This window comes from Bacillus fungorum, from assembly GCF_002746455.1.
GTDB lineage: Bacteria > Bacillota > Bacilli > Bacillales > Bacillaceae_G > Bacillus_A > Bacillus_A fungorum.
Map to the genome: position 1 here is coordinate 76,101 of NZ_NWUW01000012.1, position 16,102 is coordinate 92,202.

The following is a 16,102-nucleotide window of genomic DNA, read 5'->3' on the forward strand; positions in this document are numbered from 1 at the left end:
TGATTATGAAAAATTTCGTGTGTACAACGTGTGGCGTGCAGTATGCAGCGAGTGTAGAAGAACCGGTGAGTTGTCATATTTGTGATGAAGAGAGGCAATATGTTAATCCGAAAGGGCAGTCTTGGACGACGCTAGAAAACTTACAAACAGGTGATACATATAAAAATGAAATAATCGAAGAGGAAAATGGACTTTATAGTATTACGACAAAACCAGGGTTTGCGATCGGTCAAACTGCATTTGTAGTGAAAACAGAGTCATATCGTTTACTATGGGACTGTATTACTTATTTGGATGAAACGACAATTGCGAAAATAAAAGAGCTTGGTGGATTAGATGCAATTGCATTATCTCACCCGCATTATTATTCGACGCAAGTAGAATGGGCAGAGATATTCGATGTACCAATTTATATACACGAAGATGATAAAGAGTGGGTAATGCGCCCGAGTAGTCGTATTATTTATTGGTCTGGTGAGTCTTTACAATTAGCTGATGGATTGGTCATTCATCGTTTAGGCGGTCATTTTAAAGGAGGATCTGTCTTACATTGGGAAGAAGGTAATGATGGAAAAGGGATTTTGTTAACAGGTGATATTATTCAAGTTGTAGCAGATGAGCGGTGGGTGAGTTTCATGTACAGCTATCCAAACTTAATTCCACTACCAGCGAGAAAAGTGGAAGAAATGGTGAATCGAGTAAAGCAGTTACAGTTTAATCGTTTATACAACGCTTTTCATCGAGTAGTAAAAGAAAATGCAAATGAGGCAGTTGAACGTTCTGCTGAAAGATATATAAAAGCAATAGAAGGAAAGTTGTTTCATACGTAAAAGGAGAGTAGCTTAATGAAAACGTTAGTATGCTTTGGAGATAGTATTACAGCTGATGATGTATTTTTTGATGGTACACCTAGATTAACGCCAAGGTTACAAAGGATATTCCCAAATTGGGAAGTGGTGAATGCAGGTGTTCCAGGTGATAATACTTTTGATGCGTTAAAAAGGATTAAAGAAGATGTATTATCATATAAACCGGACTTCGTAACAGTTTTTCTTGGTACGAATGATGCAGTTTCTTTTTCACAAGTGCCATTACAAGTATACAAAGAAAACTTAGAGAAGATTGTAAACCAGATTTCGTCAGATAAAGTACTTCTTATTAGTCCTGCACCAGTTGATGAGGAAAGACAGCAGAGTAGAACAAATGAAGTGCTCGGTCAGTATGCAGACGTGGTGGAGGAAGTGGCGAGGGAAACAGGAAGTTATTTTCTAAATGTATATGCTCAAATGATTCAAGAACGGGATTATAAAAGATTTGTAGAAAATGATGAAAAAGATGGATTACACTTTGGGCCAGAAGGTTATGAGTATGTAGCGAAGTTAATTGGTGAAAAGTTAAAAGGGATTTTATAAAAAGCAAAGCACTTGGTGCTTTGCTTTTTCGTATTTCTTTCGCAGTCTATAAACTTATTGATCGCTGTAATTTGGACAGATATTTTGCTTTTTTATGTGTGTAAAAGGTTAGCTCTGTTTTAAAGTAATATAAATTTATTTTAAAAAATTTATATTTCGTAGTTGAAAATTAGTAAAGGTGTAACTATAATAGTTGCAGAAAGTTTGTTGTTTTGAAATATACATATTGAATTACAAGAATGAAGGGAGTTTTTATGTAAAACAAAAAGGTATAAAATCTATTAATTTTTATAATAAGATAAAATATTTTTTGATGCATACACATTATTAAATTATGTTATTTCTAATAGAAAACTAGAGGTGGAAAAATGAAAAATTTTAAAGGTATGTTGATATCATCACTTGCAATTGCAACTTTTGCTGGGGTAGGTACGACATTTGTAACAAATACAGTACATGCTGCTAATAACGATTCTAGTAAAATACAAGTTCGTTCTAATAAGAGTATAAACACAACAACTGGCTCGAGATTGCCTGTATTATCAGTCAATCCTTATGATGAACCTAGATTTTCGAGACAGGGATATCTTGAAGATGCACCTTTAGGAATTAATGCTCCTTATGCTTGGGGAATTAAAGGAGGAGATGGTCAAGGAGCAACTTTTGTAGATTTGGAAGAAGGCTGGTTATTAAATCATGAAGATTTAGTCGGTCAAAATATTGAATTTATGTCTGGAAAAATGAGTAATGATCTTTCTCACGGTACTTCAGTTCTAGGTGTTGTTTCTGCAGCTGACAATGGGATTGGGAACATTGGGATTGCACCAAAAGCAAAGGCAAAAGTAATTTCAGTAATCCGAGATAATGGGAGAATCGATGTAAGAGATGCTATTTTAAGTGCCGTAGATTCTTTACAGGCTGGAGATGTTTTATTAATAGAAGAATCCTTTAAATATGATGGATATGGAGATGACCCTTTACCAGTAGAAGTGTACCCGAGTATATTTAACGCAATTCGCAAAGGTACAGATAAAGGCATTATTATTGTAGAAGCAGGTGGTAATGGTGGGATTGATTTAGATGAATTTAAAGACCGTAATGGTAAACAGATTTTAAATCGAAATAGTCCAGACTTTAAAGATTCAGGAGCTATTATAGTTGGAGCATCTACTGCAAGAGTTCCTCATAAACGTTTAGCTTTCTCTAACTATGGTAGTAGAATTGATGTATATGGTTGGGGAGAGTATGTTGATACATTAGATACATATCAAAATCAAAACAGTAAAGGACAAAAAGTTACAGATCAGAACATAATTAATCGTTATACTTCTAATTTCCGTGGTACTTCTAGCGCTTCGCCTATAATTGCTGGGGCTGCTGTATCGATTCAAGGGATTGCTAAAGAACATTTAGGTAAGGCATATACACCAAAAGAATTGAGAGCAATTTTAAGTAATCCAAATACAGGCACAAATTCTAATAACCCATCATCTGATAAAATAGGGGTTTTACCAGATTTAAAAGCGATTTTGTCTAACCTTGGATTTAATAGTAATTTGACTACCAATGATTCTATGGTATTTCCAGATAACGTAGAAAAAAATGAAGGGAAAGAAAATTCAACTTTCGTATTTCCAGGTGAAGAAACAAAAAGAACAGGGGATAAAAATTCAACTGTAACCTTCCCAGAAGAAGATTTAAAACAGCAAGAAAAAGAAGAGGGATTAATTGTTTTTCCGGATTAATAAAAAATACTACCTTCCATTTGGAGGTAGTATTTTTTATTTCTTGTAATGAAAAAGCGTGCATGAAATTTGTATTTGTTTATCCCGCATTAACGGGCAGTAAGACCCCCACTTCAAAATTCAGCGAAAGCAAAGAAGTTAGGTGGGGGATCAACTGCCCGTAAAAGCCCGATTGGTTCAACTAATAATCAGTGGGGATAAATAAAACCCCCACTGATTAAAGTTTCACTTTATTTTACGTTGGGTGGTAGTGGGGCATTAGGTGCTACTAGTTTTTGTTCGCGCATTTCTTCCCAGAATGCTGCTGGAATTACTATGTTTAATGCATTTTGATCTTCTACAATTCGTTAGGAACAACGGCAGTAATACTTGATGCCCTCTAATAGTTTTTAGCAATGTATAAATTTATAGGTCCATAACTTATAGTGAAAATGAATTTTATCCTGGATTTTTTATTTAATATATAATTACAAAGTTAAAACTATATACTTTTAATGATTAAAATATATAATAAATATAGAAACGAAAATTTATGAGCAAGGAAGTTGAAAAACATGACATTAACAATGGGCTTTATTGGATTTGGAAAGTCAGCTAACCGCTATCACTTACCTTATGTAAACACACGTAATAATATAAAAATAAAAACGATTTTTGTACGTCAAATAAATGAAGAATTAGCGGCTCCATATGAGGAAAAAGGTGTTTACTTCACTACTGATTTGGACGAATTGTTGAATGACAAAGAAATTCAATTAGTAACGATCTGTACGCCAGCACATACGCATTACGAATTAGCGAAAAAAGTTATACTAGCCGGAAAATCCGTTATCGTTGAAAAACCATTTTGCGATACAGTAAAACATGCTAAAGAATTATTAGCTTTAGGACGAGAGAAAGGTGTAGTCGTTATGCCTTACCAAAACCGTCGTTTTGATGGTGATTTCTTAGCTGTGAAACAGGTTGTTGAACAAGGATTCCTTGGTGATATTATTGAGATTGAATCGCATATTGATTATTTCCGTCCGGGTTCAATCACTCACGAAGGTCCGAAAGAAGAAGGTTCATTTTATAGTTTAGGTATTCATACGATGGACCGTATGATTTCACTATTTGGCCGTCCTGATACGGTAACATACGATATTCGTAATAATGAAGTGGAAGGTGCGGTTGATAATTATTTCGATGTTGGTTTACATTACGGAAATCAGCTGAAAATTAAACTGAAAACGAACCATGTTGTAGCGAAAGATTATCCACGCTTTATCGTTCATGGAACAAATGGATCGTTTATTAAATACGGTGAAGATCAGCAGGAAAATGATCTGAAAGCGGGTATTATGCCTGAGAGTGCAGGATTTGGTGAAGATTCGCCGATGTACTATGGGATTGCTAAATATCGCAATGCAAACGGTGATTGGATTGAAAAACAAATTAAAACGCCGCTTGGTGATTACGGCCGTTTCTATGATGCAGCGTATGAAACAATCGTAAATGGTGCACCAAAGCTTGTGAAAGACGAAGAAGCGGTAACGAATATTGAAATCTTAGAAAACGGATTTGCTGCTCCATCACCTTCAGTTTACAAACTTGAGGCTTTACATTTGAATGAATAGAAGAGGGGATAGAGTATAAAGGAGGTATGGAAATGGCAAGCGGATCAACACAAGTAAAATACCTCGGCATTTATCAAAAAATTAAACAGCAAATTTTAGACGGTGAATATAAAATTAACGAAAAAATTCCAAGTAGCCCCGTCCTTGCTGAAGAATTTGGTGTTTCAGTCCTTACCATAAAAAAAGCGCTGGATTTGTTAGTTAGAGACGGATACATTATCCGCCGGCGCGGAAGTGGAACAGTCGTTCAAGATTGGCGTCAGCAGGAAAAGGCACGAATGATTCAAACTTTAACAGGTACGAAAGCTGTTTACGGCAGTGAGGTAGAAAGTAAAATTATCGAGTTTACGATTGTCGGTGCCGATGAAATCATTGCTGAAAAATTGGGCATTTCAGTAGGGGATTTCGTATATAAAATCATTCGCCTTCGTATCATTCACAGTATCCCAACGATTATGGAGCATACGTGGATGCCGATTTCGGTCATCCCAGGTGTTGAAGCTTCGGTTTTAGAGGAGTCGATATACTCACATATTCAAAATAAACTTGGTCTTGAAGTAGGGACATCTGTTGTCAGGGTTAAAGGAATTCGCCCAGATGATAGGGAAAAGCAGTTTATGAACTTAACAAATCAGGATTTCCTAATGCGAGTTGAACAAGTGGCTTACTTAACGGATGGACGAACTTTTGAATATTCTTATGCAGATCATCTACCGGAAACCTTTGAGTTTGAAACAGTCATTACGGCAAAAAATTATAAAGAGATATAAAAACCGGTTGAGGCAAGTATTGTCTCAACCGGTTTTTATATCCTCGATAGAATTTACACATATAGTAGGAGCAGTTATTATTCATCGGCTGTAATCAGCATGGATGTGTTCCCGTTTTTTTTAAGATGATTTTCTCCCCAAGCACAAAGTGAATCGAGTATAGTTCCTAAAGATGAACCGTAATCCGTTAAAGAGTACTCTACTTTCGGTGGTACTTGGTCATATACTTTCCTTTGGGTTACACCATCTTCTTCTAGTTCCCGTAATTGTTGTGTTAACATTTTTTGCGTAATATTAGGCATTAAACGTTTTAATTCACTCGTTCTTTTTGTTCCTTTTTTTAAATAACAAAGGATAACTGCTTTCCACTTTCTGCCAATAACTTCTAAAGTCGCTTCTACATGAATATTGTATTTCTTCATAAAAAAACTCCTTTGATGAGTTTAGATTTCAGTTTTGGGTTACATCCGTTGTAATACTAAAATTATTTCTTTTTAGTGCCTATAACACTTTAAAGTGCGTACTATTTATTGTGCTAAATATCGTTCATAATAACCGATGTAGAACTGTACTAGAAAGTTTATACGTTACTTTTTAGTACCTATAATAATTTAAAGTACGTACTTTTTATTAGGATGAATATAATTCATAATAGCACTTGTAAGCAAGAAATGAGTAAAATGTACTTTGAAGGAGCCATCATGCTATGGGGAATTTTACATGAGAACAATTTGGTGAGTTATTAAAATTAATCCAAGACTTAACAGTTGATTAATTGAACTGTAAAGTTTAAGATTACAGTAAGGTTTTTAAAAGTGAGTTGTTAACGTCTGTAAAATGTAGCATGAATATAATTAAACCCAAGACTTTTCAGGATTTAAATATAGATAAGAAATTTGTTTGAAAGGAGGAAACAGAAGGTGATAGAAGTATGTGTTACAGTCAATTATAACGATAGAAATTATCAAACAAATGTTATTGTAAGCAAAGATACGATATGGACAAAAATTAAACAGTTGGCAGAAGAACAAGTGAAGAAACAATGGAGTCTTTAAATGTATTTTTAACTTAAAAGCTAAATGAAGTTATGTAATCTATTTCTTTATGCTAAGAGTGGTTCTTATATATTTCAACGTTCAACTAACCTATCTGTAATGTTTATGGCTACAGTATGTTAATATATGAGAAACAATATTTTTGATCGTAGGAGGAAAAAAATGAACAGCGATTTTACCTTGGCCATACACAGTTTAACTTATTTAGCTTTACAGCCAGACCGGATGTCAACAAGTAATGCTATTTCAGAAAGTGCAGGTGTTCACCCAGTACGCATTCGCAAAGTGCTAAGTTTGTTAAAAAAACATAAGTTTATACAATCGAAAGAGGGAACTGGTGGAGGTTTTATTTTCGCTCGAGATTTAAGTGAAGTTAACCTCTGGCATATATATCAGATAACCTCTGAAGGTGCGTTGCAGCCTAAGTGTCCTGAATCAAATGATCAGTGTATTGTAGGTTTGAATATGCGAAAAGTCCTGTTCACTATTTTCTTAGGTGCGGAAGAACATCTAGGTGAATACTTAAAGAACTATACAATGAAAGAAGTTGTTGATCTTATCAATCAAGAGCGTTAAGCGGCTTAATTGTTATATAGAGCCGGAAGTTCTTACTATTTAAATGTAATGGGAAATATTACAGTTTGATTTCGTTTTTATTTCTTTTTTATCGTCACAAAAAATATTTATAAGAAGGTGAAAAAGTATGATGTCAAATAATAATCATGTTTTAAAAGTGGGAGATTGGGTTCGTGGAATATCAAATGAGGGTGAATTCATAGTTGGTTACATTGTATCACTTGATGAAGTGGAAGATATAGTTACAGTTAGTATTGTGAAACGTGACGACAAGTACACAATAAACGAAGCGATTTTACTCTTTAGTAAACATGTTAACAAACTCCCTGAATCAAAGGTAATCAATAAGGAGCAAATCCTTTATCTTATAGACCTTGCATTATTAACAGGGGACGAAGAATGGTTTATCGAGCTTTCTTCAAAATTAAACTCGATAAAAGAGCTAGTTAACGAGGGGGTTTAAAGATTACATGATTTGCTTTTAATAGGTTGAATCGTGCAATAATCAATAATATCATCTCTAAGGAAACGATGTAAAAACTATTAATTATAAACATAGAGATATTCCTGAAGAAGAGTTGAAAAAACTTGAATTACGATGACATTGCATTGAGTTGTTTGCACACTTCTGATAACAATTGTTATGTAAATAGGCTGCCTGATATGGGCAGTTTATTTTATTTTTTCGTTTAGCGTAGGTTTTGTAAAATGTTAGCGGTCCTCTTATTGCTATCAAGTAAAAAACGTATCTTCCTAAAAATGTATATGAATGCAATGTCGATAATATATATCCTAAAAATTAGGTTTGATATTGAAAAAGGTATTTCTTTTTAACCACATTAATTATTTATTAGAATATCTTTTTTGATTAAAATAAATTTTTTTGACAAAGAAGAATATAAGTATCTTTATAATGAGTAACTTGTATAAGTAATATATGAATGTATTTTATGCTAATTCATTCAGTTTTAAGCGATAGGAACAATTGCAACATGCTAACTGTAAAATATTATCCATATAAAATTTTTCCTGCTGAATATTTCTGAAAATATAAAAATATTAATTTTATAAATATACACGTTATAATGAGGGCGTCGAGAGAAATTTTATTATCTCTGGAGAAAATATAAAAAATGCGATTATTAGTAAGAAAGGTGTGTGATTAGAGGCGAAATGTATGTAAAGTGCTTCAGTGGCTTGCGTAAGCAATATCATCAGTGCTGCCGAAGTTATTAAAGTAATGTATAGAATTGAGAAAGAAATGCCTCGCAAATGAAGAGAGGCCGGTTTAGCTAAAATTACTGTTAAAAGTAAAAAGAGAAACCATTAAAGTAATACACTGTTATTAGAAATGTTGCAACGTATTTATGAAGTCTATTCTATATTGTTCTCTTAAGGGGTCTTTATATAAAGAGCGGATATTACGAGTGAAATTTTTTGTGAACGCTAACAATTATATTAGGACGTTAACTAGCGAATGTTTTAATTTGGAGTCATTATGATGAAGGACATACAATGTGGGGCAACTTGTAAGGAATTCATTTTCCGAAAAAAGGAAAATGTTTGTTAGCTATAAAGAGAGATGCAGGAATAGATACAAGGGGGAGTTATTATATGAACGGGAATACTGCAAAGAAAATAGAAGTTCAAGCTGAAAATACCGCACTAAAAAATGAGCAATATGCAGATCCGAAAAAGTGGCATAAGCAGGATACTACATGGGCATTAAGTCTATTTGGAACTGCAATTGGAGCAGGGGTGCTCTTTTTACCGATTAATGCAGGTTCAGGTGGTTTATTATCATTACTACTAATTACATTGCTTGCATATCCAGTTATGTATTACTCACATAGGGCACTTGCTAAAATGATATACGCTTCTAATTCTGCTGATGAGGGGATCACAGGTACAATTAGAGAGTATTTCGGAAATAAAGCGAGTATCATTTTTAACATCGTATATTTCGGTTCAATTTATACAATCGTACTAATGTATTCGGTTGCGCTTACAAATACTGCAAGTAGTTTTATCGTGCATCAATTGCATATGCCAGAACCTCCAAGGGCTATTTTATCACTTGTATTAGTTCTTGGTCTTATCGCTATACTGAATTTTGGTCAAGATATTACTGTAAAGGTAATGAGTATGCTAGTGTATCCTTTCATAGCTTCTCTACTGTTTATTGCAATATCTTTAATTCCACAGTGGAATACGTCAATGCTTAGCTTTTCAGCTGTTTCTACTGCTTCAACAGGAACAGGATATTTTGGAACGATATTGATGATTCTACCAATTATTGTATTCTCATTTAATCATTCACCTATGATTTCATCATTTGTTGTGAAACAGAGAGCTACGTATGGAATCGAAGCCACTGATGCTAAATGTGCGCAAATACAAAAGGTTTGTTATATTCTGACATTCGTTGTAGTTATGTTCTTCGTTTGGAGTAGTGCACTGAGCTTGACTCCAGAGGATTTAAAAATGGCGAAAGAGCAAAACTTATCAATCCTTTCATATCTTGCTAATGAGCTTAATTCACCTGTAATCACTATTGCAGCTCCAATCATTGCTTTTGTGGCTATTACAAAATCTTTCCTTGGCCATTATATCGGAGCATTTGAAGTAATGCGTGACATGATTATTAAGTTCGGTAAATCACGTGGAAAAGTAATTGAAGAAAAAACAATTAAGACAATCGTCCTTACTTTTGTTGTATTAACATGCTGGTTTGTTGCTTATACAAATCCAAGTATTCTTGGACTTATTGATTCTCTAAGTGGTCCATTAGTTGCTGCTATCTTATGTCTATTACCGATGTATGCGATTCAAAAAGTACCAGTACTAGCTAAATACAAAGGAAAAATGAGTAACGTATTTGTTATTATTGTAGGTGTACTTACTGTTTTAGCAAGTATTAAATCATTATTTTAATTCACGATTGCTAGTTCTAGTGTAAAATAAAATAGAGCGATTTTGGGACAGGCTTCTCCGTTGGGAGAGTTTGTCCCTTTTTAAATTAACGATAAAAGTTCATCTTTCACATAGGCTCTTTTTGTACATAATGTTGCTTTATTGCGTAACACTTTTATCCTTATTGATTTTATGAGATTTTTACGCATAATTGTAACTAAGGGAGATGATTCCAAGTTGAGTAGGCCGAATATAAGCACAACAGTTTTGGGAGATATAATTGTTACCCGTCTTATCGGCAAGATCAAAAAAGATGATGTTTATGAATGGTTTAATGGTTTCGAGCGGGTTTGTCAGCAATGTATTTCCGAGGGCCGGAAATACAAATTGTTGGTGGATAGAAAAGGATACACACCAGATCATTTTTCTGTTCAAAAAGCATGGAAAGATAAGTTTTTAAATGAAACGATTTTGAATCACAGTAAGGCAATTGCTTTTCTCCTTGAAGAAGGGGAGATACTGAACTATTTACAACAATCCAATACAAAAGAATCTGTTAAATTTTTTGATGATTATGAACAAGCATTCTTTTGGTTGAATGAATATCCCATATGAAACGTTTAGCGAACCAGTTGTTCAATCAACTGGTTTTTTTATGTTTGTAAGTAGTATTCGGAAGAAAACTTTTATACGAAATGTTTAGCACTAGAGGACATACATTTTTAATGCGTTAAATATAATTCATAATAGCACCAAGAAGAAAAGAATACGCTTTACGGTATTAGTTATATGGAAAGGCCGTACGATAGGATCGCATAAACTCAAAAATATCAATGTGGCATAAAGTGAGTAAGGGGGATACAAGATATGAGTACTTCAAATTTGAGTGAAATAAGCAAACAAATTTTAATAGAGGAGGAAACGCTTCAATTTACCTCTTTTACAAATGAAGATGCCTTGCAACTAGGTTTATTTATCGTTGAAACAGCAAAGCAAGAAGGGAAATTGATTGCTGTTGATATAACAAAAAATGGTGTGCAATTATTTCATTTCAAGATGACAGGGACAAATGAGGAAAATACGAAATGGATTGAGCGTAAAAAACGAGTTGTTTCCCTGCATGATCATAGCTCGTATTATATGCAGATACAAAGTGAAATAACTGGAATCTCATATAATGAAAAATATCTTTTAGATAGCTCGGAATATGCTGCGTTTGGTGGATGTTTTCCTGTCCAAATAAAAGACGTAGGGGTTATTGGAATGATAACAGTTTCAGGATTACCACCAGAAGAAGATCATGAATTGGTTATAAGAGCAGTGAAAAATCAATTAAATCAGTAATGAAAGTAATTTTAATGGCTTAATAAAAAGGCAAAAATGAACATATTCCTGTTCGTTTTTGCTTTTTTATTATATTTTTTTGTAATATCGGGCATAAAAATTAAAAATTCAACTATTCCTTGTATTAAATGACAAAGGAGAGTAGCTTAAATGTAATAAGTCAAGTAATGAGTTATTAATGATTCCTGTCTTTCTTGGTGACTATAATAGATCAATTTAATGTTACTATTTCCCATTAAAGACATGTCGCTTCAAGATAAAATTTGATGATTAAAGTAGCTACATTTTATATTTGTGTAAATATGAAACACACAGGATATATGAATAGAGAATGGGTAAAATAGTACCGAATGATGATTAGATTTTATTAATGATGTTATAAGACGTTTTTTAGGTAAACTGAACCGTTTTGGACAAGAAGTAGTATGTTTAGATTCAGAATGATTGGCAACTGGTGTTATGGAGTTCAATAATTAAAAAATGAACTCATTTATACTCATATTATCTTCGCGATGTATCATTTTGAAGGACTAGGAGGAAATAAATTATGACAAAAGATTTCTATACTGCACTGAAAGAAAGACGGACTTACTATGGGATTAATAAAGAGGTACAAGTATCAGATGAAAGAATTAAAGAAATCGTAGAGTTTGCTGTGAAATATACTCCATCATCTTTCAATTCTCAAACTGCGCGATTAGTTGTATTATTTTGTGAAGCTCATGATAAATTATGGGATATTACAACTGAAACATTAAGAAAAGTAGTTGGGGATGGAGATTTTTCAGGAACGCAACAAAAAATGGATTCTTTTAAAGCTGGTTATGGAACAGTACTATTCTTTGAAGATGAGGCAATAGTTAAATCGCTTCAAGAAAAATTTGCTGCATATGCTGAAAACTTCCCAATTTGGTCACACCAAGCATCAGGTATGCATCAATTAGTCGTGTGGACAGGATTAGAAGCAGAGGGATTAGGGGCGTCTTTACAACATTATAATCCATTAATTGATGATGAAGTGAAAACAGAGTGGAATGTTCCTGCTAATTGGAAACTGATTGCACAAATGCCATTTGGTAATCCAACGGCTGCACCAGGAGAAAAGGAATTCCAACCGATTGAAGAGCGTGTGAAATTTCATAAGTAATAAAGTGAAGCTTTAATTAGTAGTGGTCTTACTGTCCGTAAATAGTGGGATAACCTAACTGTATTGTGAAAATAAAACCGTTTAGTTACAAAAAAATTTATTCGTTCTTTTTATTAAGCGAGTATGTATGAATAAAAGGCGTTAGAAACACTATTTTAAACTTTAAAGGAACAAGGTGATCGTTTTGATCACCTTGTTTTATTTCTTAAAAAACGCTAAGTTTTCATAAATGCTTGAAAAACTAGCGTTTTAATAATAGGTATCTGTAATTTGATTACTTAAAACTATATACGAAAAAGCTTTTATGCTATTCCTCAAGTTCTATCCATTCCTGTGACCATTCTTCTATTCCGCGAATAATAGCTTCTAAGGCAAATCCTTTTTGAGTTAAAGAATATTCTATACGAACCGGTGTATCAGGAAAGACTTTACGTTCGACAATTCCTTCTAGTTCTAATTCTTTCAATCTTTCTGAAAGTAATCTTCCGCTAACAGGAAGAGAAGATTCAAGCGTACAAAAGCGCTGAGATCCAGAGAAAAGTTGGTAAATAATTAGTGCTGTCCATCGTTGACTAAAAAAGTTCATTCCTTTTTCAAAGCGAGGGCATAATGTAGAATCATTCATTTTCCTTCACCTCCTAAAACAAATTATATAACATCTTACTATTAGTAACAAATGTTTTTATAATTAATTACTTGACGTAAATTGATTACGAATGTATACTCGCTTACATAAAGTAACTAAGTTGTTTTATGTAACTAAAACTCTTTTCTTTAAATGGCCAAAGTTGTAATGATACATATTACATATAAGCTGAGAGGAAAAGAATATCATCTGTAAAAACACTTACGTTGTGTAAGTTCAACAATAAAAATATAACAATGGAAGAGAATTTTTTAGAGATTCTTTATACTAGGAGGTACCTAATGGTTACAACAGATACAATTCATATGTTAGAAGATAAAATTCAATTTATACATCAAGATGGCAAGGATATTTATTTAGTAGGTCCTATCAAATTGCCAATTAATTTATATGGGGAGACTAAAGTTTTCCAATGGTATTCTTGGTTGCAATGTAGTGAGGTTACAAATAGTGTAGAAGGAATTATTGAAAAACTTTCATCTATTAATTTAGCTGATATGCAGCAATCTAGTGTGCTTGTATATGGTGATTTTGAGAATTCTGAAGATGCCCTAATTCGTATGCATAGTATTTGTCACACTGGTGACATCTTTGGTAGTAAACGTTGTGATTGTGGATTCCAATTAAAGCAGTCTTTACAAATGATTACAGAACATGGTTCAGGTGCTTTATTTTACTTAGCGAATCATGAAGGAAGAGGAATTGGTTTGTTTAGTAAAGCGATGACGTATCTCTTGCAAGAAAATGGGTTAGATACAGTAGAAGCTAATCTGAACCTAGGTTTTGAAGATGACATTCGAAATTACGATGATACAATTGAAGTATTAAAAGCGCTACGCTCAAAACCTGTAAAACTTATTACAAATAATCCGAAAAAATTAGAAGCGTTACAAAAAGCTGGATTAAATGTTACGAGTCGTGAACCGTTATGGGGTGATGTCTCAGAGTTTAATGAGAAATATTTGCAAACGAAGATTCAGCGTTCTGGACATTTTGAAGGGGGACACTTACATGAGTGAGCATGAACTGTATATGAATCTAGCACTAGAAAATGCCAAGGCTATGAAGGGACAAACGACTCCGAATCCACTGGTTGGATCTGTAATTGTAAATGATAATCGAATTGTAGGGATCGGAGCACATATGAAGGCCGGAGAGCCACATGCCGAAATACATGCGATACGTATGGCGGGAGAACAGGCCCGTGGTGGTACAATCTATGTAACTCTTGAACCTTGTTCTCATCATGGAAGAACAGGACCTTGTGCTGAAGCGATTGTACAAGCAGGAATTAAGAAGGTAGTAGTTGCTACACTTGATCCAAATCCAATTGTTTCTGGACGTGGAATTAAAATCCTACAAGATGCTGGTATTGAAGTGCTTGTAGGAGTGTGTGAAGAAGAATCAAAAAAAATGAATGAAGTCTTTAATAAATATATTATGACAAAGCGCCCATTTGTAACGATTAAATCGGGTGTTACATTAGATGGGAAGATTGCTACTTCTTTATCGGATAGTAAGTGGATCACATCTACAGAAGCAAGACAGGAAGTACACCAAATACGAAATGAAAATGCAGCCATTTTAGTAGGAGCGAATACTGTCCAAAAGGATAATCCATCATTGACAACGCGTATTTCAAATGGAAGAAATCCAATTCGAGTGATATTGGACTCAACATTACGCATACCAATGGAAGCTAACGTTGTTACAGATGGGGAAGCTCCTACTTGGATTTTTACAACAAGTAATCATGCAGCGGAAAAAAGGAAGGCATTAGAAAATGCAGGAGTCAAAGTATTTGTTACTAGCGGAGAAAAGCATATAAACTTACATGAAATGCTTGATGTTTTAGGGCAAAAAGGAGTTTCCTCCCTGCTTATTGAAGGTGGTGGAGAAGTAAATGCTTCGTTTATTGAAAATAAATTAATAGATAAACTTATTTTATATATTGCACCTAAAATTATTGGGGGTAGAATGGCACCTAGCTTTGTAGCGGGTGCTGGTATTACTAAAATGCAAGATGCAATTGAATTTAAGGATATATCATTTACCCAGGTTGGAAAAGATTATAGATTTATTGGCTATCCAGAATATCGGAAAGATGAGAAATAAGGAGAATAAAAAACTACTTATGTTTTTTAATAAATGAAGTGCAGAAAGGAGCGATGAAGAGTGAAGTTTGGATTTGATATCGATGATACGTTAATTGATTTAAGACAGCATGCTTTTCATTTATATAATGAAAAATTAAACAAAAAAGTAGGATTGGATGTATTTCATTCTTTAAAAACAATTGAAATTCATGAAGCATTTGGCATGACTTCGGAGGAAGGTGGTCAGATGTGGAATAGTTTGCTTGATGAAATTTATTATACTTCTTGTTCACCGTTTCCGTATGCAGTAGAGACATTGCAAGAATTAGAAAGACAGGGACATGAAATATACTATATAACGGCGCGACCTAAAGAGCATGGAGAGCAAACAAAAAAATGGTTAATAGAAAAAGGATTTCCGGTACATGAAGATCGATTTTTCTATGGGATGAAGGACGAAGAAAAAATACACTTCATACAAGAAATAAAATTAAACTATTTCTTTGATGATAAGCCAGCTGTATTAGAAACGTTAATAGGAAAACCGATAAATGTATATGCAAAAACTACTTCTTACAATCAACATCTCAAAATCCCGCGGATTACAAGTTGGACGGAGTTAGGAAATATTATAAAGAAAGATATGTAAAGATTTAATTAGAAAATTAAATAGAGCCAAGAGCGTATTGAGTATTACAATATTACAGAACAAAAAGGATGAGCAAATCGTAAAAAATTAGGTATGGCTATCATCCCAAAAATAATTGATTTTTCGCGATTAA

At 33.7% G+C, this 16,102-nt stretch carries 17 protein-coding genes and 2 pseudogenes; 16 read left to right on the forward strand and 3 right to left on the reverse strand.

Annotation, left to right across the window (positions count from 1 at the left end):
* Nucleotides 1-5: 5 nt before the first annotated feature.
* The 3 genes from CO726_RS17705 (at nt 6) to CO726_RS17715 (ending at nt 3,157) form a co-directional block, all read left to right on the forward strand.
* On the forward strand, nt 6-830 hold the full coding sequence (locus tag CO726_RS17705) for an MBL fold metallo-hydrolase (protein ID WP_099685107.1): 825 nt from the start codon (nt 6-8) through the stop codon (nt 828-830).
* Nucleotides 831-845: 15 nt separating this feature from the next.
* Entirely contained in the window at nt 846-1,412 is a 567-nt protein-coding gene (locus tag CO726_RS17710) for an SGNH/GDSL hydrolase family protein (RefSeq protein ID WP_099685108.1), read from the forward strand.
* Nucleotides 1,413-1,780: 368 nt separating this feature from the next.
* A complete protein-coding gene (locus tag CO726_RS17715; RefSeq protein WP_099685109.1) occupies nt 1,781-3,157 on the forward strand; it encodes a S8 family peptidase in 1,377 nt (458 codons plus the stop codon).
* Nucleotides 3,158-3,387: 230 nt separating this feature from the next.
* On the opposite strand, the pseudogene CO726_RS17720 reads toward CO726_RS17715, so the two are convergent.
* Nucleotides 3,388-3,504: pseudogene (locus CO726_RS17720) on the reverse strand (aldo/keto reductase); the annotation flags it as partial.
* A 207-nt stretch (nt 3,505-3,711) separates the two neighbouring features.
* Here CO726_RS17720 and CO726_RS17725 point away from each other — a divergent pair.
* Nucleotides 3,712-4,773 carry an oxidoreductase gene (locus tag CO726_RS17725; protein WP_099685110.1) on the forward strand — a complete coding sequence of 354 codons (1,062 nt, stop codon included), beginning with the start codon at nt 3,712-3,714 and terminating at the stop codon, nt 4,771-4,773.
* 32 nt (nt 4,774-4,805) lie between these two features.
* Complete coding sequence (locus CO726_RS17730; protein WP_099685111.1) at nt 4,806-5,543, forward strand: GntR family transcriptional regulator; 738 nt, start codon at nt 4,806-4,808, stop codon at nt 5,541-5,543.
* Between the two features lie 77 nt (nt 5,544-5,620).
* Here CO726_RS17730 and CO726_RS17735 read toward each other — a convergent pair whose 3' ends face one another.
* The gene (locus CO726_RS17735; RefSeq protein ID WP_099685112.1) at nt 5,621-5,965 is read right to left on the reverse strand and encodes a winged helix-turn-helix transcriptional regulator; all 345 of its coding nucleotides are present in this window, start codon (nt 5,963-5,965) and stop codon (nt 5,621-5,623) included.
* A gap of 498 nt (nt 5,966-6,463) precedes the next feature.
* Here CO726_RS17735 and CO726_RS17740 point away from each other — a divergent pair, with 498 nt between their 5' ends.
* The 8 genes and pseudogenes from CO726_RS17740 (at nt 6,464) to CO726_RS17775 (ending at nt 12,578) form a co-directional block, all read left to right on the forward strand.
* Complete coding sequence (locus CO726_RS17740; RefSeq protein WP_000573531.1) at nt 6,464-6,598, forward strand: BA3454 family stress response protein; 135 nt, start codon at nt 6,464-6,466, stop codon at nt 6,596-6,598.
* A gap of 162 nt (nt 6,599-6,760) precedes the next feature.
* Entirely contained in the window at nt 6,761-7,174 is a 414-nt protein-coding gene (gene saiR / locus CO726_RS17745; RefSeq protein ID WP_099685114.1) for an Rrf2-family transcriptional regulator SaiR, read from the forward strand.
* A gap of 127 nt (nt 7,175-7,301) precedes the next feature.
* Entirely contained in the window at nt 7,302-7,637 is a 336-nt protein-coding gene (locus tag CO726_RS17750) for an IDEAL domain-containing protein (RefSeq protein WP_099685115.1), read from the forward strand.
* A gap of 61 nt (nt 7,638-7,698) precedes the next feature.
* Nucleotides 7,699-7,776: pseudogene (locus CO726_RS33190) on the forward strand (DUF3888 domain-containing protein); the annotation flags it as partial.
* A gap of 1,012 nt (nt 7,777-8,788) precedes the next feature.
* Nucleotides 8,789-10,108 carry an aromatic amino acid transport family protein gene (locus CO726_RS17760; protein ID WP_099685116.1) on the forward strand — a complete coding sequence of 440 codons (1,320 nt, stop codon included), beginning with the start codon at nt 8,789-8,791 and terminating at the stop codon, nt 10,106-10,108.
* 171 nt (nt 10,109-10,279) lie between these two features.
* On the forward strand, nt 10,280-10,702 hold the full coding sequence (locus CO726_RS17765; RefSeq protein WP_099685173.1) for an STAS/SEC14 domain-containing protein: 423 nt from the start codon (nt 10,280-10,282) through the stop codon (nt 10,700-10,702).
* Between the two features lie 252 nt (nt 10,703-10,954).
* A complete protein-coding gene (locus CO726_RS17770) occupies nt 10,955-11,431 on the forward strand; it encodes a heme-degrading domain-containing protein (RefSeq protein ID WP_099685117.1) in 477 nt (158 codons plus the stop codon).
* A 547-nt stretch (nt 11,432-11,978) separates the two neighbouring features.
* On the forward strand, nt 11,979-12,578 hold the full coding sequence (locus CO726_RS17775; RefSeq protein ID WP_099685118.1) for a nitroreductase family protein: 600 nt from the start codon (nt 11,979-11,981) through the stop codon (nt 12,576-12,578).
* 307 nt (nt 12,579-12,885) lie between these two features.
* Here CO726_RS17775 and CO726_RS17780 read toward each other — a convergent pair whose 3' ends face one another.
* Nucleotides 12,886-13,203 carry a winged helix-turn-helix transcriptional regulator gene (locus CO726_RS17780; protein WP_099685119.1) on the reverse strand — a complete coding sequence of 106 codons (318 nt, stop codon included), beginning with the start codon at nt 13,201-13,203 and terminating at the stop codon, nt 12,886-12,888.
* A 302-nt stretch (nt 13,204-13,505) separates the two neighbouring features.
* On the opposite strand from CO726_RS17780, the gene CO726_RS17785 reads away from it, so the two are divergent.
* The 3 genes from CO726_RS17785 to CO726_RS17795 are packed head-to-tail and all read left to right on the forward strand — an operon-like array spanning nt 13,506 to nt 15,969.
* A complete protein-coding gene (locus CO726_RS17785; protein ID WP_099685120.1) occupies nt 13,506-14,243 on the forward strand; it encodes a GTP cyclohydrolase II in 738 nt (245 codons plus the stop codon).
* Nucleotides 14,236-15,339 (forward strand): bifunctional diaminohydroxyphosphoribosylaminopyrimidine deaminase/5-amino-6-(5-phosphoribosylamino)uracil reductase RibD, encoded by a 1,104-nt coding sequence (gene ribD, locus CO726_RS17790; RefSeq protein ID WP_099685121.1) that lies wholly within the window; start codon nt 14,236-14,238, stop codon nt 15,337-15,339. The genes CO726_RS17785 and ribD overlap by 8 nt, the downstream gene beginning before the upstream one ends.
* Nucleotides 15,340-15,399: 60 nt before the next feature.
* Complete coding sequence (locus CO726_RS17795) at nt 15,400-15,969, forward strand: 5' nucleotidase, NT5C type (RefSeq protein ID WP_099685122.1); 570 nt, start codon at nt 15,400-15,402, stop codon at nt 15,967-15,969.
* The last annotated feature ends 133 nt before the right edge of the window (nt 15,970-16,102 follow it).